The sequence below is a fragment of the Citrobacter sp. Cpo100 genome, from assembly GCF_030332595.1.
In the GTDB taxonomy this organism is placed as follows: domain Bacteria; phylum Pseudomonadota; class Gammaproteobacteria; order Enterobacterales; family Enterobacteriaceae; genus Citrobacter; species Citrobacter portucalensis.
The window spans coordinates 1,175,440-1,197,335 of sequence record NZ_JAOWHM010000037.1 but is presented as its reverse complement, the minus strand read 5'-3'; the positions used below and the strand labels follow the sequence as shown (position 1 = coordinate 1,197,335).

The 21,896-nt window shown below is 49.1% G+C and carries 23 protein-coding genes and 1 pseudogene; 17 read left to right on the top strand and 7 right to left on the bottom strand.

What is annotated here, in order from left to right; translation table 11 throughout:
* Window positions 1–188 precede the first annotated feature (188 nt).
* Genes dmsA through OGX96_RS21490 form a run of 3 tightly spaced genes read left to right on the top strand, consistent with a single transcriptional unit; the run spans window position 189 to window position 4,126 of the window.
* Window positions 189–2,633 (top strand): dimethylsulfoxide reductase subunit A, encoded by a 2,445-nt coding sequence (gene dmsA / locus OGX96_RS21500; RefSeq protein WP_008784257.1) that lies wholly within the window; start codon window positions 189–191, stop codon window positions 2,631–2,633.
* A gap of 10 nt (window positions 2,634–2,643) precedes the next feature.
* Window positions 2,644–3,261: a dimethylsulfoxide reductase iron-sulfur subunit DmsB gene (dmsB, locus tag OGX96_RS21495; protein WP_003831905.1), complete on the top strand. Its 618-nt coding sequence runs from the start codon at window positions 2,644–2,646 to the stop codon at window positions 3,259–3,261.
* Between the two features lies 1 nt (window position 3,262).
* Window positions 3,263–4,126: a dimethyl sulfoxide reductase anchor subunit family protein gene (locus OGX96_RS21490; RefSeq protein WP_003831906.1), complete on the top strand. Its 864-nt coding sequence runs from the start codon at window positions 3,263–3,265 to the stop codon at window positions 4,124–4,126.
* Window positions 4,127–4,236: 110 nt separating this feature from the next.
* On the opposite strand, the gene ycaC is transcribed toward OGX96_RS21490, so the two are convergent.
* Window positions 4,237–4,863: an isochorismate family cysteine hydrolase YcaC gene (gene ycaC, locus OGX96_RS21485; protein WP_020996517.1), complete on the bottom strand. Its 627-nt coding sequence runs from the start codon at window positions 4,861–4,863 to the stop codon at window positions 4,237–4,239.
* A gap of 385 nt (window positions 4,864–5,248) precedes the next feature.
* Between ycaC and OGX96_RS21480 the strand changes: the two genes are divergently transcribed.
* Window positions 5,249–6,397: an MFS transporter gene (locus OGX96_RS21480; RefSeq protein ID WP_003831907.1), complete on the top strand. Its 1,149-nt coding sequence runs from the start codon at window positions 5,249–5,251 to the stop codon at window positions 6,395–6,397.
* A gap of 213 nt (window positions 6,398–6,610) precedes the next feature.
* On the top strand, window positions 6,611–8,032 hold the full coding sequence (locus OGX96_RS21475; RefSeq protein WP_003035749.1) for an amino acid permease: 1,422 nt from the start codon (window positions 6,611–6,613) through the stop codon (window positions 8,030–8,032).
* A gap of 54 nt (window positions 8,033–8,086) precedes the next feature.
* On the opposite strand, the gene OGX96_RS21470 is transcribed toward OGX96_RS21475, so the two are convergent.
* The 4 genes from OGX96_RS21470 to OGX96_RS21455 all read right to left on the bottom strand — a co-directional run bounded on the left by OGX96_RS21470 (window position 8,087) and on the right by OGX96_RS21455 (window position 11,234).
* Complete coding sequence (locus tag OGX96_RS21470) at window positions 8,087–8,881, bottom strand: PA3715 family protein (RefSeq protein ID WP_286584189.1); 795 nt, start codon at window positions 8,879–8,881, stop codon at window positions 8,087–8,089.
* 86 nt (window positions 8,882–8,967) lie between these two features.
* Window positions 8,968–9,765 carry a pyruvate formate lyase 1-activating protein gene (pflA, locus tag OGX96_RS21465; RefSeq protein WP_044701640.1) on the bottom strand — a complete coding sequence of 266 codons (798 nt, stop codon included), beginning with the start codon at window positions 9,763–9,765 and terminating at the stop codon, window positions 8,968–8,970.
* A gap of 31 nt (window positions 9,766–9,796) precedes the next feature.
* Window positions 9,797–10,792 (bottom strand): phage integrase, encoded by a 996-nt coding sequence (locus tag OGX96_RS21460; protein WP_032942833.1) that lies wholly within the window; start codon window positions 10,790–10,792, stop codon window positions 9,797–9,799.
* A gap of 142 nt (window positions 10,793–10,934) precedes the next feature.
* Window positions 10,935–11,234, bottom strand: a complete 300-nt coding sequence (locus OGX96_RS21455) for a helix-turn-helix domain-containing protein (protein WP_040090132.1) — start codon at window positions 11,232–11,234, stop codon at window positions 10,935–10,937.
* Window positions 11,235–11,379: 145 nt separating this feature from the next.
* On the opposite strand from OGX96_RS21455, the gene OGX96_RS21450 reads away from it, so the two are divergent.
* From OGX96_RS21450 to OGX96_RS21395, 12 genes and pseudogenes are all read left to right on the top strand, one after another.
* Window positions 11,380–11,694, top strand: coding sequence for a Cox family DNA-binding protein (locus tag OGX96_RS21450; RefSeq protein WP_369700914.1), 315 nt, complete (start codon window positions 11,380–11,382; stop codon window positions 11,692–11,694).
* Between the two features lie 10 nt (window positions 11,695–11,704).
* Window positions 11,705–11,881, top strand: coding sequence for a hypothetical protein (locus OGX96_RS21445; protein WP_164845066.1), 177 nt, complete (start codon window positions 11,705–11,707; stop codon window positions 11,879–11,881).
* Window positions 11,872–12,372, top strand: a complete 501-nt coding sequence (repB, locus tag OGX96_RS21440; RefSeq protein WP_044701632.1) for a phage replication protein B — start codon at window positions 11,872–11,874, stop codon at window positions 12,370–12,372. Before OGX96_RS21445 ends, repB begins: the two co-directional genes overlap by 10 nt.
* 63 nt (window positions 12,373–12,435) lie before the next feature.
* A complete protein-coding gene (locus OGX96_RS21435) occupies window positions 12,436–12,660 on the top strand; it encodes a DUF2732 family protein (protein WP_044701629.1) in 225 nt (74 codons plus the stop codon).
* Complete coding sequence (locus OGX96_RS21430; protein WP_044701628.1) at window positions 12,660–12,959, top strand: DUF5405 family protein; 300 nt, start codon at window positions 12,660–12,662, stop codon at window positions 12,957–12,959. The genes OGX96_RS21435 and OGX96_RS21430 overlap by 1 nt, the downstream gene beginning before the upstream one ends.
* A complete protein-coding gene (locus OGX96_RS21425; RefSeq protein ID WP_044701626.1) occupies window positions 12,959–13,234 on the top strand; it encodes a DUF5405 family protein in 276 nt (91 codons plus the stop codon). The genes OGX96_RS21430 and OGX96_RS21425 overlap by 1 nt, the downstream gene beginning before the upstream one ends.
* Complete coding sequence (locus tag OGX96_RS21420) at window positions 13,224–15,515, top strand: replication endonuclease (RefSeq protein ID WP_286584227.1); 2,292 nt, start codon at window positions 13,224–13,226, stop codon at window positions 15,513–15,515. The genes OGX96_RS21425 and OGX96_RS21420 overlap by 11 nt, the downstream gene beginning before the upstream one ends.
* Window positions 15,515–15,985, top strand: coding sequence for a DUF3850 domain-containing protein (locus OGX96_RS21415; RefSeq protein ID WP_127791860.1), 471 nt, complete (start codon window positions 15,515–15,517; stop codon window positions 15,983–15,985). Before OGX96_RS21420 ends, OGX96_RS21415 begins: the two co-directional genes overlap by 1 nt.
* Window position 15,986: 1 nt before the next feature.
* Window positions 15,987–16,213: pseudogene (locus OGX96_RS21410) on the top strand (hypothetical protein).
* A gap of 197 nt (window positions 16,214–16,410) precedes the next feature.
* Window positions 16,411–16,797, top strand: a complete 387-nt coding sequence (locus OGX96_RS21405) for a DUF6864 domain-containing function (RefSeq protein ID WP_286584188.1) — start codon at window positions 16,411–16,413, stop codon at window positions 16,795–16,797.
* Window positions 16,794–17,150: a hypothetical protein gene (locus OGX96_RS21400; protein WP_127791916.1), complete on the top strand. Its 357-nt coding sequence runs from the start codon at window positions 16,794–16,796 to the stop codon at window positions 17,148–17,150. Before OGX96_RS21405 ends, OGX96_RS21400 begins: the two co-directional genes overlap by 4 nt.
* Before the next feature lie 388 nt (window positions 17,151–17,538).
* Entirely contained in the window at window positions 17,539–18,909 is a 1,371-nt protein-coding gene (locus OGX96_RS21395) for a hypothetical protein (RefSeq protein WP_286584187.1), read from the top strand.
* 55 nt (window positions 18,910–18,964) lie between these two features.
* On the opposite strand, the gene OGX96_RS21390 is transcribed toward OGX96_RS21395, so the two are convergent.
* Window positions 18,965–19,981: a phage portal protein gene (locus tag OGX96_RS21390; protein ID WP_286584186.1), complete on the bottom strand. Its 1,017-nt coding sequence runs from the start codon at window positions 19,979–19,981 to the stop codon at window positions 18,965–18,967.
* A 1-nt stretch (window position 19,982) separates the two neighbouring features.
* Complete coding sequence (locus OGX96_RS21385) at window positions 19,983–21,752, bottom strand: terminase ATPase subunit family protein (RefSeq protein WP_286584185.1); 1,770 nt, start codon at window positions 21,750–21,752, stop codon at window positions 19,983–19,985.
* Between the last annotated feature and the right edge of the window lie 144 nt (window positions 21,753–21,896).

The following is a 21,896-nucleotide window of genomic DNA, read 5'->3' as shown; positions in this document are numbered from 1 at the left end:
CGTTTGACGTCGGACAATAACGCCTACCTCCATAGGAGTAATACTGCCTTCGAATGAAAGTCAGTATTTATCTCTGTCTTTTCGCAAATTCGGTATCTACCAGTCTGTATATCGATATTAACGCTATATAAAAATCTATATAACGAGTATTTCTCTTTTGTTTATTGTGAGCAGCAGAGTGAGCCACTATGAAAACTAAGATCCCCGATGCCATGCTGGCAGCTGAGGTTAGTCGCCGAGGTTTGGTGAAAACGACGGCGATAGGCGGACTGGCGGTGGCCAGTAGCGCGTTTACCCTGCCATTTACCCGTATTGCAAATGCTGCAGAAGCCCTTAATCCGACACAGGCCAATGAGAAAGTCATCTGGAGCGCGTGTACGGTGAACTGTGGTAGCCGCTGTCCTCTGCGTATGCACGTGGTAGACGGTGAAATAAAGTATGTTGAAACCGACAACACCGGTGATGACAACTATGACGGCTTGCACCAGGTACGCGCCTGTCTGCGTGGTCGCTCCATGCGTCGTCGCGTTTATAATCCCGACCGTCTGAAATACCCGATGAAACGTGTCGGTAAACGTGGCGAAGGGAAATTTGAGCGTATCAGCTGGGATGAAGCCTACGACATTATTGCCAGCAATATGCAGCGTCTTATCAAAGACTACGGCAACGAGTCTATCTACCTGAACTACGGCACAGGTACGCTGGGCGGCACCCTGACACGTTCCTGGCCGCCGGGTAAAACGCTGGTAGCACGTCTGATGAACTGCTGCGGCGGCTACCTTAACCACTACGGTGACTACTCTTCAGCGCAAATCGCTGCCGGGTTGAATTACACCTACGGCGGCTGGGCTGACGGTAACAGCCCGTCCGACATTGAAAACAGCAAGCTGGTGGTTCTGTTCGGGAATAACCCTGGTGAAACCCGTATGAGCGGGGGTGGGGTAACCTATTACCTTGAACAGGCGCGACAAAAATCCAATGCCCGCATGATCATTATCGATCCCCGCTACACGGATACCGGCGCGGGTCGTGAGGATGAATGGATCCCGATCCGCCCAGGTACCGATGCGGCATTGGTGAATGGTCTGGCGTATGTGCTGATCACCGAAAACATGGTTGATCAACCGTTCCTTGATAAATACTGCGTGGGTTACGACGAGAAAACCTTACCGGCCGACGCACCGAAAAACGGTCACTATAAGGCGTATATTCTTGGGCAGGGCAAAGACGGTATCGCCAAGACCCCGGAATGGGCAGCGCAAATTACCGGTATTCCTGCTGATCGAATCGTCAAACTGGCACGTGAAATCGGTAGCGCTAAACCGGCATATATCAGTCAGGGGTGGGGACCGCAGCGTCATGCTAACGGTGAAATAGCGACTCGTGCCATTTCTATGCTGGCAATCCTTACCGGTAACGTTGGGATTAACGGCGGCAACAGCGGGGCGCGTGAGGGCTCATACAGTTTGCCGTTTGAACGTATGCCTACGCTGGAAAACCCAGTCGAAACCAGCATCTCTATGTTTATGTGGACGGACGCCATTGAGCGAGGTCCGGAGATGACGGCGCTGCGTGACGGTGTTCGTGGCAAAGATAAGCTCGATGTTCCGATTAAGATGATCTGGAACTATGCCGGTAACTGTCTGATTAACCAGCACTCTGATATCAACCGCACACATGAAATCCTACAGGATGATAAGAAGTGCGAGATGATCGTTGTCATCGACTGCCATATGACCTCCTCGGCGAAATACGCGGATATTTTGCTGCCGGACTGCACCGCTTCGGAGCAGATGGACTTCGCACTGGATGCCTCCTGCGGAAATATGTCGTATGTGATTTTCACCGATCAGGCGATCAAACCACGCTTCGAATGCAAGACTATCTACCAGATGACCAGTGAGCTGGCGAAACGCCTTGGTGTTGAGCAGCAGTTTACAGAAGGTCGTACTCAGGAAGAGTGGATGCGTCATCTGTACGAGCAGTCGCGCAAAGCCATTCCTGAACTGCCAACGTTTGAAGAATTCCGCAAGCAGGGGATCTTTAAACAGCGCGACCCACAGGGACATCACGTGGCCTACAAGGCGTTCCGTGAGGATCCTAACGCCAATCCGCTGACCACGCCGTCAGGTAAGATCGAAATTTATTCGCAGCAGCTTGCCGAGATCGCGTCAACCTGGGAACTGCCGGAAGGTGATGTGATTGATCCACTGCCGATTTATACCCCAGGTTTTGAGAGCTTAAACGATCCGCTGGTGGAGAAATTCCCTCTGCAGTTGACCGGCTTCCACTATAAGTCTCGCGTTCACTCGACCTATGGCAACGTGGATGTTCTGAAAGCATCCTGCCGTCAGGAAATGTGGATCAACCCGATGGATGCACAGCGACGCGGCATTAACAACGGCGACAAGGTGCGCATCTTTAACGATCGTGGTGAAGTGCACATCGAGGCGAAAGTAACGCCGCGTATGATGCCTGGCGTGGTGGCATTGGGCGAAGGGGCGTGGTATGACCCGGACGCAAAACGCGTGGACCAGGGCGGTTGTATTAACGTCCTGACGACCCAGCGTCCGTCTCCTCTCGCGAAGGGGAACCCATCACACACGAACCTTGTTCAGGTTGAAAAGGTGTAAGGAGTAACCGATGACAACCCAGTATGGATTTTTTATTGATTCCAGCCGTTGCACCGGTTGCAAAACCTGCGAACTGGCGTGCAAAGATTTCAAAAATTTAACCCCTGAAGTCAGCTTCCGCCGCATTTATGAGTACGCCGGCGGTGACTGGCAGGAAGACAACGGCGTCTGGCATCAGAACGTCTTTGCCTATTACCTCTCCATTGCGTGTAACCACTGTGAAGACCCGGCCTGTACCAAGGTGTGTCCGAGCGGTGCGATGCACAAACGTGAAGATGGTTTTGTCGTTGTCGATGAAGATGTGTGCATCGGCTGCCGCTATTGCCACATGGCCTGTCCTTACGGTGCACCACAGTACAATGCTGACAAAGGGCACATGACCAAATGCGATGGCTGCCATGAGCGCGTCGCTGAAGGTAAGAAACCTATTTGCGTCGAGTCCTGTCCACTGCGTGCGCTGGATTTTGGCCCAATTGATGAACTGCGCAAAAAACACGGTACTTTGGCTGCGGTTGCGCCACTGCCGGGCGCGCACTTTACCAAACCGAGCATTGTCATCAAACCTAACGCCAATAGCCGCCCGACCGGGGATACCACAGGTTATCTGGCTAATCCGAAGGAGGTGTAAGATGGGAAGTGGATGGCATGAATGGCCGCTGATGATCTTCACGGTCTTCGGACAGTGTGTGGTTGGCGGTTTTATTGTTCTGGCGCTGGCGTTGATGAAAGGGGGCTTACGCCCAGAATCGCAGCAACGCGTAATTACCTGCATGTTTGGGCTGTGGGTATTAATGGGCATTGGATTTATTGCTTCCATGCTCCATTTGGGCTCACCGATGCGCGCCTTTAACTCACTCAATCGCGTTGGGTCATCTGCGTTGAGTAACGAAATTGCCAGCGGCTCACTCTTCTTTGCCGTTGGCGGTATCGGCTGGTTGCTGGCTATGTTGAAGAAAATGTCGCCCGCATTACGCAATCTGTGGTTAGTTGTCACCATGGTGCTGGGTGTGGTTTTTGTCTGGATGATGGTGCGCGTGTATAACACCATCGATACCGTACCGACCTGGTACAGCGTCTGGACACCGCTGGGCTTCTTCCTGACGATGTTTATGGGCGGTCCGCTGCTGGGATATCTGTTACTGAGAATTGCTGGCGTGGATGGTTGGGCGATGCGCCTGCTGCCGGCTATATCAGTGCTTGCTCTGGTCGTGAGTGCCATCATGTCGGTAATGCAGGGGACTGAACTGGCGACAATCCACAGTTCGATTCAACAGGCCTCTGCGCTGGTTCCGGATTACGGTTCGCTGATGGCGTGGCGGATCGTGGCGCTGGCGTTAGCGTTGTGCTGCTGGATAGTACCGCAAGTGAAGGGTTACCAGCCTGCCGTTCCGTTGCTTTCCGTCGCGTTTATTCTGCTGTTAGTCGGCGAGCTGATTGGTCGTGGCGTGTTCTACGGGCTGCATATGACCGTCGGTATGGCGGTGGCGAGTTAATCCATAATATGCCGGATGGCGCCTTGTGCTTTAACAAGCCTACAATAACCGTAGGCCTTAAAGCTGCGCGCTATCCGGCTACATGTCAGGTCAGTGTTTTGCCCCAGTCTTTACTTCTGCTTAGTTAACGTGTCATAGCTGGTCATCAGATTGCGATAATCCGGAATGTGATTAGAGAACAACGTCGCCAGACCTTCGACATCGTTGCGCCAGTCGCGGTGCAGTTCGCATGCTACTCCGAACCATGTCATCAATTGAGCGCCTGCTTGAGACATCCGATCCCATGCTGAATGGCGGGTAATTTCATTAAACGTGCCTGAAGCATCGGTGACAACAAAGACGTCAAAACCTTCTTCAATAGCCGAGAGCGCTGGGAAAGCGACGCAAACTTCCGTCACGACACCAGCAATAATCAGCTGCTTTTTGCCGGTCGCTTTTACTGCTTTCACGAAATCTTCGTTATCCCATGCGTTAATGTTTCCTGGGCGAGCAATGTAGGGCGCATCCGGAAATTGAGCTTTCAGTTCCGGTACCAGCGGTCCGTTTGGTCCTGTCTCAAAACTGGTTGTCAGAATGGTTGGGAGGTTGAAGTATTTTGCTAAGTCACCGAGCGCAAGCACGTTGTTTTTAAATTTATCGGGATCGATATCCCGAACCAGGGAGAGCAGGCCAGCCTGATGGTCGACCAGCAGTACTGCCGCATTGTCTTTATCAAGTCTTACGTAAGGTTTAGTCATGGTATTTCTCCTGTTCAGTATCAGTGGGGGAAATTTGATGAGTTTAAGTCTACGAAAAGAACGATATTTGGATTAGATAGATAAATAAGAACTCACTGTTCTATTTTGAAGACAATGCAGCTCAGCATCCCGCATAGAGTTTAGTAAGAAATAAAAGTAAGGGGAGTCCATGAAATTTTTCGACTGAACGTAACGCGAGATTTTTGTTTTAGATCAATAAAAACAAGCAGATGTGTTTTTGTTTTTTTTATCTATTCACATTAAGAATCAGTAATGCAAATCGATCGACCAGAAAGCGCCTCAGCCCTCTGATTCCGCCGATTGACAATGTTTTTAGCAGTGGCATGATGCGCATGAAATTTGAACTTCCTCACGGTTTTTATTCATGTCCACCTATACCCGTCCCGTCATGCTATTGCTGTGCGGGCTACTTCTGTTGACCCTGGCGATCGCCGTGTTAAACACGCTCGTCCCGCTTTGGCTCGCCCATGAAAATCTGCCTACCTGGCAGGTAGGCGTGGTGAGCTCGTCTTACTTTACCGGTAATCTGGTAGGGACGTTGCTGACAGGGTATTTAATAAAACACCTTGGTTTTAACCGCAGCTATTACATCGCCTCGCTTATTTTTGCCGCGGGCTGTGTCGGGCTGGGGATTATGGTGGGATTCTGGAGCTGGATGACATGGCGTTTTATCGCCGGTGTTGGCTGCGCCATGATCTGGGTGGTCGTGGAAAGCGCGCTGATGTGCAGCGGGACGTCACGTAATCGCGGACGGTTACTTGCCGCCTATATGATGATCTATTACGTGGGAACGTTTTTAGGCCAACTGCTGGTTAGTAAAGTATCAACAGAATTGATGAACGTCCTGCCGTGGGTGACGGGTACTATCCTGGCGGGTGTTTTGCCACTGCTCTTTACGCGCATTGCTAATCAGCAGGGCGATGAACAGCAGTCTACGCCTATTGTCTCCATGCTGAGGTTGCGTCAGGCGCGCCTGGGCGTTAATGGCTGCATTATTTCCGGGATCGTGCTGGGGTCTTTGTATGGCCTGATGCCGCTGTATCTCAACCATCAGGGGGTGAGCAACGCCAGCATTGGTTTCTGGATGGCGGTTCTGGTAAGTGCCGGTATTCTGGGGCAATGGCCGATTGGCCGTCTGGCGGATAAGCTGGGACGTCTGCTGGTTTTACGCGTCCAGGTCTTCGTGGTGATCGTCGGGAGTATCGCCATGCTGAACCAGGCGGCGATGGCGCCCGCGTTGTTTATGTTGGGTGCGGCAGGCTTTACCCTCTATCCGGTCGCGATGGCCTGGGCCTGTGAAAAGGTGGAACATCATCAGTTGGTCGCCATGAATCAGGCATTGCTATTGAGCTATACCGTGGGCAGTCTGCTGGGACCTTCGTTTACTGCGATGCTGATGCAGAATTATTCAGATAGCTTGCTGTTTATCATGATCGCCAGCGTATCGTTTATTTATTTACTAATGCTGCTGCGTAAGACGGGCCATACGCCCAATTCTATTGCGCACATTTGACCTGATTTAACAGAATATGAACAGGTTCCCATACATACTGTTTATGTATGCTTTATGGGAACCTGCATTATTTAATCGCACACGTCTGTCCTGAAAATAAAGTGTGCAGAAGGTTATAGTTTTACATCCTGCCGTTTCCGCTCGCTCATTTTACCGCGCATAATCCCACGCCTCATATATTGATAATCAAAAAGCTTCCACAAGGGATTGCGTATGGCTGGTGTGCAGGAAAAACAATTGCGATGGTACAACATTGCATTAATGTCATTTATTACCGTCTGGGGTTTTGGTAACGTCGTCAACAACTATGCTAATCAGGGATTGGTTGTTGTCTCCTCCTGGATATTTATTTTCGCGCTCTATTTTATTCCTTACGCGTTGATCGTCGGGCAGCTTGGCTCAACCTTTAAAGAGGGTAAAGGCGGCGTCAGTACCTGGATTAAACATACCATGGGGCCAGGGTTGGCCTATCTTGCTGCCTGGACCTATTGGGTTGTTCATATACCTTATCTGGCGCAAAAACCGCAGGCTATTCTGATTGCGCTGGGATGGGCGCTGAAGGGCGATGGTTCGTTGATTAAAGAGTACACCGTCGTGGCGTTGCAGGGGCTGACGCTGGCGCTGTTTGTCTTTTTCATGTGGGTTGCGTCCCGTGGCATGAAGTCGCTGAAAATTGTTGGGTCAGTTGCTGGCATCGCGATGTTTGTGATGTCCATTTTGTATGTCGTGATGGCGGTAACCGCGCCTGCAATTACGGATGTGCAAATAGCGACAACCAATATCACCTGGGAATCGTTTATCCCGCACATCGATTTTACCTACATTACCACGATCTCCATGCTGGTCTTTGCCGTGGGCGGTGCGGAGAAAATTTCGCCATACGTTAATCAGACACGTAATCCGGGCAAAGAATTTCCAAAAGGGATGCTCGTTCTGGCTGTTATGGTAGCGGTATGCGCGATTCTCGGGTCGCTGGCTATGGGAATGATGTTTGACTCCCGGCATATTCCAGATGACCTGATGACGAATGGTCAATATTACGCCTTCCAGAAATTGGGTGAGTATTATGGTATGGGTAATTCGCTGATGGTTATTTACGCGATTGCCAATACGCTGGGACAGATTGCGGCATTGGTATTTTCTATTGATGCACCGCTTAAAGTTCTGCTGGGTGATGCTGATCGTAAATATATTCCCGAGAGCCTGTGTAAAACCAACGCTTCCGGTACGCCGGTAAATGGTTATATTCTGACGCTGGTGCTGGTGGCGATTCTGATTATGTTGCCAACACTGGGAATTGGCGACATGAACAACCTGTATAAATGGCTATTGAATCTTAACTCTGTCGTGATGCCATTGCGTTATTTATGGGTGTTTGTGGCGTTCATTGCCGTTATTCGCCTGGCGCAAAAATATAAATCGGAATATGTCTTTATTCGCAACCGCTCGCTTGCGATGACCGTGGGGATCTGGTGCTTTGCCTTTACCGCATTTGCCTGTCTGACCGGGATTTTCCCGAAAATGGAAGCCTTTACCCCTGAGTGGACATTCCAGCTCACGCTGAATATCGTGACGCCATTTGTGCTGGTTGGACTGGGATTGATTTTCCCGCTACTGGCGAGAAGAGGACGCTAAAGACAAGTGTGGCAGAAGAGCAGGAGATAGTGATGCTATCTCCTGCTTTGCCTCTCAAAACAACGGGGACAGTTCTTTTGGGATGGCATACTGTTTGCCATCATAACGCAGTACCCAACTGGCTTTCCCCGGTTTATCCTTTGATGCGCATTGCTCGTTGGCGTCTGTATAGGCCGTTGATTCCACGTTTTTCTCGTTTACCCGAATATCGAAGTATCCATTATGTGAATCAGGCGCAAGGGCAAGGGTGCGTTTAATATCGTGGAATGTTCCCACACAGTTCCCGTCCCATTCACCGGTGCTATTCTCAAGTACGATTCCGTTTAATACCGCCCGTAGTTGATTATTTTCAATAACAAACAGCGATAGCGCATCTTCACTAAAAGGATTTACACGGGAACTGCCGGTGCGGGCGACTCGTAAGCCAAATGCGGTCTGATCTGGGGTAACTTTCCAGCGCGCAGTATCCAGCGCCAGACCGGTAATTTGAATGGCATCGTCATTCATACGTTCGGACAGGCGTAGCCGCTGTTTTACGTCGAGGTTTTTGGAATCCAGTACCAGAAGCTCCAGATCGCCAATGCGATCGTAATCGCTATATTGTTGTGCCATCAGCGGAATCGCCGCTAGGGTCAGTTCCGGGTGGGCTGGCCAGACACGGCAAATTGCGCTTTGCGGTGAGTTACCTGTGATATCGATAACCTGATTATGTTGTGTGAGTAGCTTGCCTTCCGCTGTCGGTTTTGCATCTGGCCACGCATGTTGCACAATGGCGTTGATATCACAGTTGCTGGCGGCATTTACGTATTGGACAGATAACAGCAACATGCCAGAAATGAATAACCGCATGGCGTCCTTTCCTTTAATTCGAGTGGTTGTCGCTTAGATAGCAAAACGGCTGCCGTTCAGGGCAGCCGTTTCGTGGTGGCTAAAACTCAATACATCACTTTATGTCCATATTGCTCGAGAATGCCCTTCACGCGCTCCATGGTCTCTTTCTTCGGTGGTTTGACGCCATCCAGTTTGTACTCTTCGCCCATTGCCACCCATTTGTGTTTGCCCAGCTCGTGGTAAGGCAGCAGCTCGATTTTTTCAACGTTACCCATATCGCGGGTAAATTCGCCGAGGCGGTGTGCGGAGTCATCGTCATCAGACCAGCCAGGTACGACAACATAGCGGATCCACACTTTGATGTCTTTGTTTGACAGGTAACGCGCGAACTCCAGCGTACGATGGTTAGATACGCCGACCAGATTCTGATGGATTTCATCGTTCATCTGTTTGAGATCGAGCATGACCAGGTCGGTGACTTCCAGCAGCTCATCGATCACCGGATCGTAGCGGCGAACAAAACCGTTGGTATCCAGACAGGTATGAATTCCTTCTTTTTTACAGGCGCGGAACCAGTCACGTACGAATTCAGCTTGCAGGATAGCTTCGCCGCCAGACGCCGTCACGCCGCCGCCGGATGCGTTCATAAAGTGGCGATAGGTCACCACCTCTTTCATTAATTCGTCGACGGTGACTTCTTTACCGCCGTGTGTATCCCACGTGTCACGGTTATGGCAATACAGGCAGCGCATCAGGCAGCCCTGAAAGAAGGTAATAAAGCGGATGCCCGGGCCATCAACAGTGCCACAGGATTCAAAGGAGTGAATGCGACCAATAACTGACTTGGTAGCCCCCGATGCAGCGGGGTTTTCTGTTGTATTACAGTGATTTAAATTACTCATATCGCTCTAATTCGCTCTAAGTAGCTCTGGTTTATGGACGCATTATGGACATTCCAGACACCGGATTTAGTGTCACTGCATCTTGCAGGAAATCCGGCGCGAAATGTGCGTAGGTCATAGTTTGCTGTATGTTTGAATGACCCAATATGCGCTGCAATGTGATTATGTTACCTCCATTCATTATAAAATGTGTGGCAAATGTGTGTCTCAAAACATGTACGGCCTGTCCATCTGGTAAATCGGGTTTAACCTCTTTTAAGGCGGTACGTACTTTGTAGTAACTGGCGTTAAAGAGCCTGCCTGAGTTTTTCTTCTTGATTCGCTTTATTAGGTCAAGCGAAAGGGGGATTGTCCTGCGCTTCCCGTTTTTGGTTTTCATGAATGTAACCATCTGATTTATGATGTGCTCGGCTTTTAAGTCAGAAACCTCACCCCACCTGCCGCCGGTTGACAAACAAACTAGAACGGCGCTGCGCTCGTCGCCATCCAGGCGGGCTAACAGTGCTTCAATTTCCTCGCCTGACAAAAAAGCCATTTCGAAAGAAGCCTCTTTCAACCGCTTGATATCCCTGAATGGATTAGGGCAGTTGTATTCCTCAGCATCAATCAGTTTTGTGAATACGCCGCTCATCATTGCCATATGTCGGTTTACACTGGCAGGTTTCAACCCCTCATTCATCATCAACACCCGGTAATCGGTTATCGATTTTTTGGTAAGTTGATCAGCTCTGGTTATACCCATTTCCTCAAACTTTGCTGCTATTGTTGTAAGTCGACCCCTTTCGATATCCCCGCGGGGGTGCATCTTGCCGTGATATATCCACCAACGTTCTAAAAGTTCGGTAATTCTTCTTCGGTCTGCTGGTTTTTCAATCCACTCTTTATTGTGAAAATTAACCAGTACATGGCGTTCAAAGGCTTGCGCCTCGCCCTTTGTGTTAAATTTGCGCCGGATGCGTTTTCCGTCTGCACCCTGCGGCCTTACGTCCACTTCATATCGACCGTCATCGAGTTTCTTAATGCTCATAAGATTCTCCATGCGGTGTATAAATTCTTCTTTTGTATCTTTGACGCTACTTTTTGCGGTTTTAGTCTCCAGTGGTTACGTTGCTCGCCATACTTGTTAACAAGTAAACAAACTTTGTAATAAACATGTGCGCGGTGAATGGTTAACCAGTCTTTTGGCCTGAGTGCTGCGAGGTTGTTAAATCTTGCCCAGAGTGTGCGAGTGCCGGAGCTATCTGTCCGGCTTCGGGATCAATCTCATCAAACATGAACCAATCGCGATATTTTCTGAACCTCTGAACCTTAAAAAACTTCTTGGCATTTTCCAGAGACATCATGGCCTTACCTGATTCATAACCTGCGTACGTGGTGTAATTGATGCCAGCTAATTCAGCCGCTTCCTTCATTTTCAGGCGCTCAGATTCACGGATGAGCTTTAATCGCTCGCTTGTCTGCGTTGACATGAATTGTCTAACCTCGTATTATTTTTGTGAGTTGATATGATTTATCAGCTCTAAGTGACTCTAGGTCACTCTAGTTCGCTGATGCCAATGTGAGGATATCAAATTGAATAGTGAATCAGAAATTAATGATGAGTATAGACAGGATGTGTCCGATCAGAAAAAAGGGCGCGTTTCATTACAGCTAGCTGATAAACCATCAGACCTTTTATCGAAAGAAGGTTTTGCCCTCTATATAGGCAAAACTCCTCGTGCTGTGGCTGAAATGGCAAGGTCTGGCAAATTGCCTGCTTTTTACATGACGGATCCTTTAAAGCCAGGTGGCAAAGCTGAGTTGTGGGTAAACCGCCGTGAGTGGGATAAATATGCTGCGCAATTGGTGCAGGATGCTCCAACCGAGTGGCATGACTGGAAAAACCGTATTAGTTACAGCAAGTCGGCTCATGGCCGCGCGGTTGCTTAGGGGAAAACTCATGAATGAACCTCGTTGCATTGCTCAGTTACTGCGTAGCGAAAGCCCACGCCCGATTACGCTCAAGATTACTCATGGTAAGGGACGGAAAGGCATCATCATCCGCACCCGTAAGTCGGGATTTTTTGCCATGGCTAAACGCTTCATTAAATCCAGAGGGTTAACGTTATGGCGGTAATGACTCTTGCGTTAGTTCAAAAACAGCCACAATCCCTGCGCCACGTTATCGGAAAACATCTGGCGGAGCCGCGCTGGCATGATAGCTGCGATTTCTATAATCAAATGATGGAACGCGACCGCCTGACGGTCTGTTTTCATGCTCAATTAAAACAGCGTCATGCGACGATGCGTCTTGAGGAAATGAACGATGTAGACCGGGAGCGTCTGGTGTGCGCTATCGACGAGCTACGTGCTGCATTTTCAAAACGTCGTCAGGTTGGCTCAAGTGAGTCTGCATATATTAGCTTTCTAACAGTAGGTCAGCGACGCTCTTTATTTTTACACGCGGGGTTAAGTGAGGTTGAATTTAATCAGCCTTACTGGCGTATTAATGAAGAATCATGTTATTGGCGTGAAAGATTATTTCGTGCTTTGCGTGAGTTATTTAGCCTGTTTGAGTATGCTCCGACGATATTAACATCGGTAAAGCCTGAGCAATATTTGCATTAATTAAATAATACGAATTTTAAACGCACTTGATTGTGCGGGACTTCTTTTTGTCTGGAGAAAGTCATGCTTACAGGAACGGAAAAGCAAAGCAGCAATTTTTCTTTATTGCTTCAGCAGGCCAGAGCAGAAGCGCAGGCCGACGCGGCGACTATATTCTCATCTCATCTGGATAAACTGATTCAACATATCGTTACGCAGGAGTTGGGGCGTGTTGAGATTGTCGAGTTACTCAGCCAGGAATCAACGGTACTTCATAACGCAGGTCTCGCCCGTGGGGAGGCTGTTTAATGTCGGTGCTGAAATCTGTGATTCTCAATGGCTGGTTAAAAGTTGCCGTTCTCAAAAATGGTGATTTATCTCTGTCTGACCTCAAAAGCGATAAAGAATCTGGCTTGATGGTTGGGTCAGTTATCGCTATTTATTCGAATGAGTTAAATCTGTTTTCTGATGTTGTCGACTTAATTGTCAAGCGTGCTATTTATCGCAAGAAAATAACCACGGCGGATGAATTAATGAAATTCATGGCTGAACAATCCACATATTGCGCGTGTGAGCTAAAAAAATTAAATCGGAAAGGTGGTAAATAATGTCAATTTATATTGAGGTGGGCGACCGTTTCGTCGTCACTAGTGACCAGTTTCAATTTATTTTGCAGGAAAAGAAAACCGCAAAATCAGGAAAGAGCGCCGGTAAAGAGTGGCTCGGTGTTATTGGTTATTATCCAACAATTTCCAGACTCGTATCTGGTCTGATATTACATGGCATTCTGACCGGTGAGGCGGCTAGTTTTGCGGACATTGGCGAGCAGGTCGAGCGCATTGGTCAGCAATGTCAGACTGCGTTTGCTGCAGATGGCCGTTGAAACTCGGGGGCGCGTTGCCCCCTCGCCACCTCCGCCACTACCCAAAAGCACCGGTGATAATTTCGTTGGTGCTTATCCGTGGAATAAATCCCGCGAGGCAGTTGGCCGCGACAGACCCCTTACACGTGCCGAACTCCGTCAGGTGCAAGGTGTTTTAAACCGGATTGATCGCCTGCCGTTTTTCCTGCAAACGTTGTTTACCTCGCGTTATAACTTCATCCGCCGCACAAAGAGCCCTTTGGGTGGGCTGTATTTCCTCAAAAACACGTTTGAGCGCAAGCTGCTGCCGCGTCTTGAGCGTGTTAATGAGCTGTGCGGGATGAATGAATCCGCCTCGATTGGTTTTTTGTCCGAGCGTGACCAGTATGTGCGCCTGCCGGATATGAATGACAAAGAGCTTAAGAAGTTTGCGGCCAGAATTGCTTCTCAACTCTGGAGCAAATACGAGGAGTTAAGCGACGCATGGGAGGAGGCGCACGGCGGGAAAGAAACTTTATTCACCGATGAGGCGCAGGCGCATTTATACGGTCAGGTGGCCGGTATTGCTCGCGCTTTTAACTTCACCCCGATGTACTGGAAAAAATACCGTAAGGGTCAGATGACGATCCGCATGGCATTTTCTGCTATTTCCCGTCTGATAAAAGATGAGTGGTGGGTCAGCCAGCTCAAGGCGCAGCGGATGCGCTGGCGCGAGGCGCTGCTTATTGCGGCCGGTGAGGTCAACAAAGACCGCTCACCTTACGCAAGCAAAATGGCGATCCGCGATGTGCACGCGCGCCGCCTAGCTAATCTCGAATACCTGAATTCCTGCGAGCTGGAAAACAAAGTCACCGGCGAACGTATCGACCTCATCAGTAAGGTCATGGGGAGTATTTCTAACCCTGAAATACGGCGTATGGAACTGATGAACACTATCGCCGGGATTGAACGATACGCGGCCAGCGTTGGTGACGTGGGGATGTTTATCACGCTGACCACGCCATCGAAGTATCACCCGACCCGACAGGTCGGCAAAGGTGAAAACAAAACTGTGCAGCTCAATCATGGCTGGAATGAAACCGCATTTACCCCCAAAGACGGCCAGCGCTATCTATGCCGAATCTGGAGCCTGATACGCACCGCTTTCAAAGATAACGATTTAGAGGTTTACGGGATGCGTGTTGTCGAACCGCACCATGACGGGACGCCACACTGGCACATGATGCTGTTTTGCAAACCCGGTCAGCGTAAAGCTATTAACGAAATTATGCGTCGTTATGCCCTTAAAGAGGATGGGCACGAAAAGGGCGCAGCGAAACAGCGCTTTGAGTCTCGTCATCTTAATCAGGGCGGTGCGGCGGGTTATATCGCTAAATACATTGCCAAAAATATCGACGGCTACGCACTCGACGGCCAGCTCGACCACGACACCGGCAAGCCTCTGAAAGATACGGCTGCAGCCGTGACTGCATGGGCGTCTACATGGCGCATCCCGCAGTTTAAACCAATTGGCCTGCCGACAATGGGCGCTTACCGCGAACTGCGCAAGCTGCCGCGCGGCGTAAGTATCGCCAGTGAGTTTGACGACCGAGTCGAGGCTGTCCGGGCTGCTGCTGATGAAGGTGAATTTGACCTGTATATCATCGCGCAGGGCGGGGCAAACATGCCGCGTGATGAGCAGGCCGTCAGGGTCGCCCGTAAGGTGACTGATGAGGTCAACGAATATGAGGAAGATATCGAGAGAGTGGTCGGCATTTATGCCCCTCACCTCGGGGCGAGCCGCATACATGTAACCCGTACAGCCGAATGGCGCATTGTTCCAAAGATTTTGGCCGTTGAGCCTTTGACCTTAAAAAGCGGCTCTGCCGCGCCTCGGAGTCCTGTCAATAACTGTGGGTTACCTGCCAACGGAACCGCCACGGATATGACGCCCACACCGTCTGAGCAAGCCGCAGCGGTGCTAAATCTCATTGATGCTGGGGTTATGGATTGGAGCGACCCGGACGCCGTGAGGGTACTCAGGGACGCGCTAAAGGCGGGGGCTAAACCTCAAAACAGGCAACAAAGAAACCGATCACCGTTAAAGCCGGATGAATTAGCACCTTCAGCACGGCTGACCAAATCACAGTGCGACCAGATATCGCGTATCCATTTTGACCTTGCACAGCACGGCATCACGCCGGAGCGGTGGGAAGTTGATGCACTGGCGCGAGGTGCGACGGTGACATACGGCGAGAAAAAATTCAGTTATGCGGTCGCTGATGAGTGGCCGGGTTATTCAATGGAAATGGAGTGGAGCTAATGACAAAGGTACATGACTTAAAAATTCATCCGAAATATTTTGCCCCGGTAGTCGCAGGTAAAAAACGTGCTGAAGTGCGTATAAATGACCGCGATTATAATGCTGGTGATACGTTGATATTACGGGAGTATGACCCGCAGCGGGGATACACAGGGCAAAAAGTGGTGGTGCTAGTTACTGACGCTACGTGTTTGAGGGCGTTTGTTGATAATGCCGCGCCTTATATTTTACTGAGTATCCAGCTCGTAGAACAGCCAGCTATCAGCGGGTGTAAGTTGATGCGCTGGAATGAGTTAGCTGTTAGTGGGCTGGTTTTTCGTATTAACCATGAGGTACTTCACTCGCAGGGTTTAGCGATGATGTATGACCCTGAGACCGGCGCATCTGATGGCGCGCTAGTATCGTCGGATGGTGTCTGGAATTATTCAGGCGAACTCATTGAATCTGCGAAACAAAAAGGGTGGTTATGATATGCATAAACCACCCCGCGAAATCCCGCAGCATAAGAACAAAAGTATGAAGCTGATGGCGGTAGTTCAACGGCTACAGCGATAATGGTTAATGAGAATCTGACACCTGATGAGCTGGTCGGGTGTGCGCAAATTGTTAGGGATAATTACGGGCGTTTGAACGATATGATTCAGCCTGGTACTTTCCCGCCAACAATACCGCTCCGGGATCCACCTCGTTACCCATAAAACGCTGCTGGCGCTGAAACTCGTTTTCAGCGCTGGCGGGGTTGAGCAACGAGCGGCGCGAGGCGTTAGCTGCCTAGATTTATGAACATGATTCCTGATAGAAATGATTTTGTGATTTGAAGCCTAGAATTAAAATGAGTAATATCAACAGGCTGATAAACCAAGTGAGTTGTAAAGAGAAATAGTGGAGTGTACAAATGACACAGCAATATGTTAAAGACGTCATAATCGGTCAGAGAAAACTGCTTTCATCGAATACTTTTATAATTCCAAAAGGTGAAACATGTGATTTTAAATTAAATATATCTGATGACGAGAATGAATATAACTTTCCCATTCGTATTGCCTTTGATGATGATGGCGGTTCCACTCAATCAGTTTCGTTTAAACCAGACTCTTCCTCAAACTCTATGAAAATGACCTTGCATAACTGGAATAACCCTCTTGGCTCTGCGCTGAGAGAGTTTTACCCTATTGTTAATATCGAGAATAGAACAACAATTGATATGCTTATGGTAAATAAAAGGCTTGGCGATGTTAATGAACTGGTTATTCAATTTTGGCGAAAGGTCAAAATATCATGAATAAGCCAAAAATAGAACTAGCCACAATACCTGTCTCGCCTGATGATATATCCACTAACTTGCAAGTGGGTGTAATAGTTGTTAGTGAGGATAAGTTGATTCGCATCCTTGAAAAGGATCGGGAGCGAACTAAAAAGAATATGGTTTGGACTGCTCCTGCTAGTTTCTTTATCACATTGATTGTTGCAATATTAACAACCGATTTTAAAAGTCGGTGGGGGATGCCAGCGGAAGCATGGCAGGCGCTTTTTTATTTAGGGACGGGCTTATCTGCAATCTTTGCTGCTATTTATTGGTATAAAGTAGACAGAAAGGACATGGATAAATTGATTGAAGAGATTAAAGGTAAATAGTCTCTTCCTGTTTCACATTATGGGCGAGTCTTGAGTTATGCCCCCCTTTCGTAACGTGAAAAAACTGGCATCCTGAGTGCCAGTTTTTTATGCGTTTTTTCCGTATTTTCTGCCATTTTTAGCCCTGCATGCATTACTGCATCGAATCGCATGCGTTTTCCTCCCCTGTCGCATCTGAGCGCCGCCAGTGCTGGCGCGCCTCCGGCGTGTTCGTGCAACTGCATTAAAACCGACCCATAAAGCGGGCAGGCGTGGCGGGGATAGCATTGCGCGCTGGCTGTGCGAGTGAGCGTTTGTTTACCGCTATCAAATTTTTCATTAGTTGACGATGGCAATTACTATATATGTTAGTATTTCACGTATAGATTTCCTTCGGAGAGAGGTGCATATGTACTATAATCCTGTCGATATATTATTAGATACTGAGTTATATGACGATATCCATGTTTCATCTAAATATGCTAATTTAAAGGATGATGCTTTTTGGGGGTTATTAAAGGTATATCAAGAAACTGTATCAAAATTAATGGCGCGGAATGAATGTAGAAATATAAATTCCTCATTTGATTTATATCTTCCTGATAGAAGGGATATCCATTTTTTCTATAAGGGTCTACTTTCAATGGATTCAGTTATAGTTAATGATGAAATAATTGAGGTGTTATTTTATTTAAATGATTTTTCTGTTTCCACCAAAATAATAAAGCCAGTCAATGACCCCTTCATTACAGCCAAAGAAAATGTTGCGAAATTCATAAGATTTATCAAAATTAACAGTCGGCTATTTAGTAATGCGTCGATAAGCGTTTCACCGAGTAAAGTTTTAGATTATCAATCGAAGAAAAAAAGAACTTTGTTAGTTAATTCTGCAGACCAGAATGTGATGTTAGATGGAATTACTAACAACACAAGAAACATCTATATGAAAAGTATTTCTGTTGTTCCTGTAGCAAGAGTTGGAGAGACGGTTGAGGGGATTCTAATGAAAGACCTTCCTCCCAAGTCTATAGCAGGTGAGCTCAGCGTTAGAATAGAAGGTTGTACCGAGAGTTATGTAAATGGGTATCAATTCGCTACAGCTGAGACTTACATCGATTCCAACGGATTAGAGCAGGTCAGAGAAGGTACGCGTAAATTCACAGTGCCAGACTCTAGATTAAAATTTGACAGTTGGGTTGCGGGGGTTAAGAACAGAACTATTAAAGAGCATTTTACCTCACTCTGTTTGAACTTGTCCTATGCTTCTGAAATTCAGGCATCTCTTGCATATCCTTGCGAATTTACAAATAGGATTTTGAATAGCCTGAATACTAATGGGGCTGAAAAAAGAAGAATGCTTGAAATCAAAACTCCATTTCTTCATGGAGTGTCACCGGATTTAATTGCTAATATAAAAAATGATTACGGTCCAAGTTTTGATGCCTATAAAAAAGTATTGCATCAGACAGCCGCAAAGATGCAATTCGCAAATGGTAGGGGTGAAATTGAATATATCGAGCGAGAGTTTAGAGAGAGGGTTTATGATGAGGGTATTAAAGAAGTGCAGGTGGCAATGACTGACTTAAGGAAAAAAGCAATAAAAGATATTTTTATAGAGTCGGGCTTGGCTTCGTTAGGATTTGTAGATTCCAAATTTTCATGGTTATCCTTAGTTCCAGCAGGTGTGCAAGCATGCCGTGCTGCAACAGCGCTAAAATCAGAATATGATAGAATTAAAGCAAGTCCATCTTATTTTCTTTTTAAAAGTATAAGAAAATAAACCCCATATAACGCCAACATCAAGGCTCTATAATTAGAGCCTTGATGATTTTTATTTAATCTTCATTTAAGTTGTAATTTTTAAAATTGATCACTTTTATTCCTAGCCAGTCGTTAATCTCTTTAAAGCGCTCCTGCAGCGGGGTCAGTTCGTTGCGCACAAACACCCGCGCCACCTTCTCAACATCCCCCATTGAGCCAATATTTTCCGGCTTGCCGCCCATGAGCTGGAACGGTACGCGGTGCGCATCGAGCAGGTCAGCGGCGCTCACCTTTTTGATATTGAAAAAGTCATCTTTTGTGGCGACCTCACTCAGCGGCACTATCTTGATGCCATCCGGTTTCCCGTTGGGCGCGTAGAAAAACAGGTTTTTAAAATTCCCGAGTCCCTTTGAATCGCGCATTGCAGAGCGCAGCGACTCGACGTCGGTGCTGCTCTGTGCCGCGTCGGTGACGTACATGATGTAACCCGCGTGCGCGCCATTCTGGTAATACTTGCGACGAAACAGGGTGGCTGATTCATTCAGCCAGGCGGAATTGAGTGCGCTCAGGTATTCCGGCATGCCGTAAAGCTCCTGATTGATATCAGGCTCCAGCAGGTGAAATACCGAGCCGGGTGCGAACTGGTGCGGGTTGTTAAAGCTCGATATGTACCAGTAAACGCCATCTTCGACACCACGGCGGGTATATTTAGCGGGTGATGTTTCCAGCTTTAAAAGCTGGCCGGTAACGCTCATGCGTTTCTCAAGATAGCCGTTGGCAAAGACCAGATAATCCAGCACGAGGCGGCTGAAATCCTGACGCGACAGGAGCGGGTGCGGGATGTAGGTGCTCGTCAGAATATTTCGTTTCACGTAAATCGGCGAGCTGTGATGCACGGCGGCGCGCAGGCTTTTTGCCAGACCAGAGAAGTTGACCGGCGGCTCGTACCATTTCCCGTTATTGATGCACTCGACATAATCGAGGATATCGCGGCGATCCAGAACGGCGGAGGGCTCGCCAAAGGTGAATGCCTCCATTTTTTGCGGTGCGCTGGCGGTCGTTGTGGCGGGTTTCTTCTGTTGTTTTTTCATGTCAGTTAATATCCAGAATTGACGTTGAATGCATACCGCTACCGGCGGAAAGCGGCTCGTTTAACAGGGCGTGCATAGTTGCCCATGCGATGTCTGCGTGGCTGGCTTCTTCACTGCGGCTGGCCTCATAGGTGGAGCTGCGCCCGCTGCTGGTCATGGTTTTACGGATAGCCATAAATGACTGAGTGATGTCGGTTGCACCGGCGTCGTATTCCAGACACCCGCGTCTGATGGTGTCTTTTGCTTTCAGCACCATCGCGGTTTTCATTTCCGGCGTGTAACGAATGGCGCGCGCCGCCGGGAAGAACGAGCGCACGAGCTGGTAAACACCCTGGCCGATGCCGGTCGCATCGATGCCGATATACTCGACGCAGTATTTTTCGGTCAGCTCGCGGATGGCCTCGGCCTGTGTCGCAAAGTCCATGCCTTTCCACTGGTGACGCTCAAGAATGCGGAACTTGCCACCGGCAACCAGTGGCGGAGCCAGTACCGCACAGCCTGCGCTGTCGCCGGTGTGCGACGGGTCATAGCCAATCCACACCGGACGCCAGTTAAATGGACGGTCGGAAAACGGCTCGAAATCCTCCCATTCTTCCATCGCATCGACCATGCAGCGCTGCAGCTCCTCGAACGGGAATACCGATGCCTTGTCGTCGACAAACTCACACATGAAGAGGTTGCGGAAATCGTCGGCGCTGTTTTCCTGTTTCAGTTGATCCAGATTAAACAGCGTGCATCCCCCGGCGAGCGCGTCCTCGATGGTGACAATCTGCCGCCACTGACCGTCCGGGCACAGCACGCCTCCGGCCAGCGCCTTATGACTGATATCGATGTCGACACGCTCGGCGGCGCTGCTGCGTCCCCGGTTGAACAGCTCACCTGACCAGAACGGATACGCGCCATGTGCCAGCGTCGAGGGGGTTGAAAAGTAGGTGGTGCGCAGGTGGGACTGTGACGCCATCCCCGAGGCGACTTTGCGCAGTTTCTGAAAGTTGGGGATCCAGAAAATTTCATCGACATACAGGTCGCCGTTATGACTCTGCGCCGTGTTGGAATTGGTCCCGAGAAATATCAGCTCTGCGCCGTTGTTGCCGATGACAATCGGGTCGCCTGACAGGTCGACGTCGACCATGCGGGCAAAGGCGATGATGTACTTTCGGAACACGTAAGCCTGCGTCTTACTGGCTGACAAAAATATCTGGTTTTGCCCGGTTTTCAGGGCGCGCAGCAATGACTCGCGGGCAAAGTAAAATGTGGCGCCAATCTGGCGCGATTTGAGGATGTGGCGAATACGGTGCGCGATACCGGCCTTGTGCCAGTTGAGCTGATACTCAAAGGACTGATCGAAGAAAATCTCTTCGAGCTTTTCGATGGCCTCCTCGCTGAAAAAGTTACGTTTTGGCTTGCGGCGATCGCCCTTGTTGCGGCTGGCAATGTTGGGATTTAAATCCGCCTCGTTTCCCGTCTGGCCGTAGCGGCTGACACGCGCGAGCCGTTCCATCTGGCGTGACAGAAAGTCAGCGACTTTGAAGTCGTGCGGCGTGAGGTCAGGCTTTGCATAAAGCTGAATCAGCCGCGCCTCAAGCGTGGATTCGACGCGGTTAAGCGGGGCGGTTTCCTCCCAGCCGTCACGCTGTTTCCAGCTCTGCACGGTTGGGCGTTTGATCTGCAGCGTGTTGGCGATTTGTGGCACGGAAAACCCCTGCCAGAACAGCAGGCGCGCCTGTCGTCGCGGGTCGTGCAATAGGGAGAGGTCAGTCGAAATGGTCATGGTTGCCTCGTGTCAGTGAATACGGGGCAAGGCTAAGGAAATAGCGGGGCATTATCGCTAACCCCCTGTTGTGTCAGGGGGTACACGTCTGCAAGCGGTGGCTGATGCGGGGCGGAGTCGGGAAACTACACCCGAACCGAAAAC

Excerpts from the sequence above, each read along its gene's own strand:
- OGX96_RS21395 (WP_286584187.1), top strand. The coding sequence starts at position 17,539 with ATGTACTATAATCCTGTCGATATATTATTAGATACTGAGTTATATGAC.
- OGX96_RS21460 (WP_032942833.1), bottom strand. The coding sequence starts at position 10,792 with ATGAGCATTAAGAAACTCGATGACGGTCGATATGAAGTGGACGTAAGG.
- OGX96_RS21480 (WP_003831907.1), top strand. The coding sequence starts at position 5,249 with ATGTCCACCTATACCCGTCCCGTCATGCTATTGCTGTGCGGGCTACTT.
- repB (WP_044701632.1), top strand. The coding sequence starts at position 11,872 with ATGGCGGTAATGACTCTTGCGTTAGTTCAAAAACAGCCACAATCCCTG.
- OGX96_RS21415 (WP_127791860.1), top strand. The coding sequence starts at position 15,515 with ATGACAAAGGTACATGACTTAAAAATTCATCCGAAATATTTTGCCCCG.
- OGX96_RS21445 (WP_164845066.1), top strand. The coding sequence starts at position 11,705 with ATGAATGAACCTCGTTGCATTGCTCAGTTACTGCGTAGCGAAAGCCCA.
- OGX96_RS21475 (WP_003035749.1), top strand. The coding sequence starts at position 6,611 with ATGGCTGGTGTGCAGGAAAAACAATTGCGATGGTACAACATTGCATTA.
- OGX96_RS21390 (WP_286584186.1), bottom strand. The coding sequence starts at position 19,981 with ATGAAAAAACAACAGAAGAAACCCGCCACAACGACCGCCAGCGCACCG.
- OGX96_RS21385 (WP_286584185.1), bottom strand. The coding sequence starts at position 21,752 with ATGACCATTTCGACTGACCTCTCCCTATTGCACGACCCGCGACGACAG.
- dmsA (WP_008784257.1), top strand. The coding sequence starts at position 189 with ATGAAAACTAAGATCCCCGATGCCATGCTGGCAGCTGAGGTTAGTCGC.
- OGX96_RS21405 (WP_286584188.1), top strand. The coding sequence starts at position 16,411 with ATGACACAGCAATATGTTAAAGACGTCATAATCGGTCAGAGAAAACTG.
- OGX96_RS21400 (WP_127791916.1), top strand. The coding sequence starts at position 16,794 with ATGAATAAGCCAAAAATAGAACTAGCCACAATACCTGTCTCGCCTGAT.
- OGX96_RS21470 (WP_286584189.1), bottom strand. The coding sequence starts at position 8,881 with ATGCGGTTATTCATTTCTGGCATGTTGCTGTTATCTGTCCAATACGTA.
- dmsB (WP_003831905.1), top strand. The coding sequence starts at position 2,644 with ATGACAACCCAGTATGGATTTTTTATTGATTCCAGCCGTTGCACCGGT.
- OGX96_RS21430 (WP_044701628.1), top strand. The coding sequence starts at position 12,660 with ATGTCGGTGCTGAAATCTGTGATTCTCAATGGCTGGTTAAAAGTTGCC.
- OGX96_RS21435 (WP_044701629.1), top strand. The coding sequence starts at position 12,436 with ATGCTTACAGGAACGGAAAAGCAAAGCAGCAATTTTTCTTTATTGCTT.
- pflA (WP_044701640.1), bottom strand. The coding sequence starts at position 9,765 with ATGAGTAATTTAAATCACTGTAATACAACAGAAAACCCCGCTGCATCG.
- ycaC (WP_020996517.1), bottom strand. The coding sequence starts at position 4,863 with ATGACTAAACCTTACGTAAGACTTGATAAAGACAATGCGGCAGTACTG.
- OGX96_RS21490 (WP_003831906.1), top strand. The coding sequence starts at position 3,263 with ATGGGAAGTGGATGGCATGAATGGCCGCTGATGATCTTCACGGTCTTC.
- OGX96_RS21420 (WP_286584227.1), top strand. The coding sequence starts at position 13,224 with ATGGCCGTTGAAACTCGGGGGCGCGTTGCCCCCTCGCCACCTCCGCCA.
- OGX96_RS21455 (WP_040090132.1), bottom strand. The coding sequence starts at position 11,234 with ATGTCAACGCAGACAAGCGAGCGATTAAAGCTCATCCGTGAATCTGAG.
- OGX96_RS21425 (WP_044701626.1), top strand. The coding sequence starts at position 12,959 with ATGTCAATTTATATTGAGGTGGGCGACCGTTTCGTCGTCACTAGTGAC.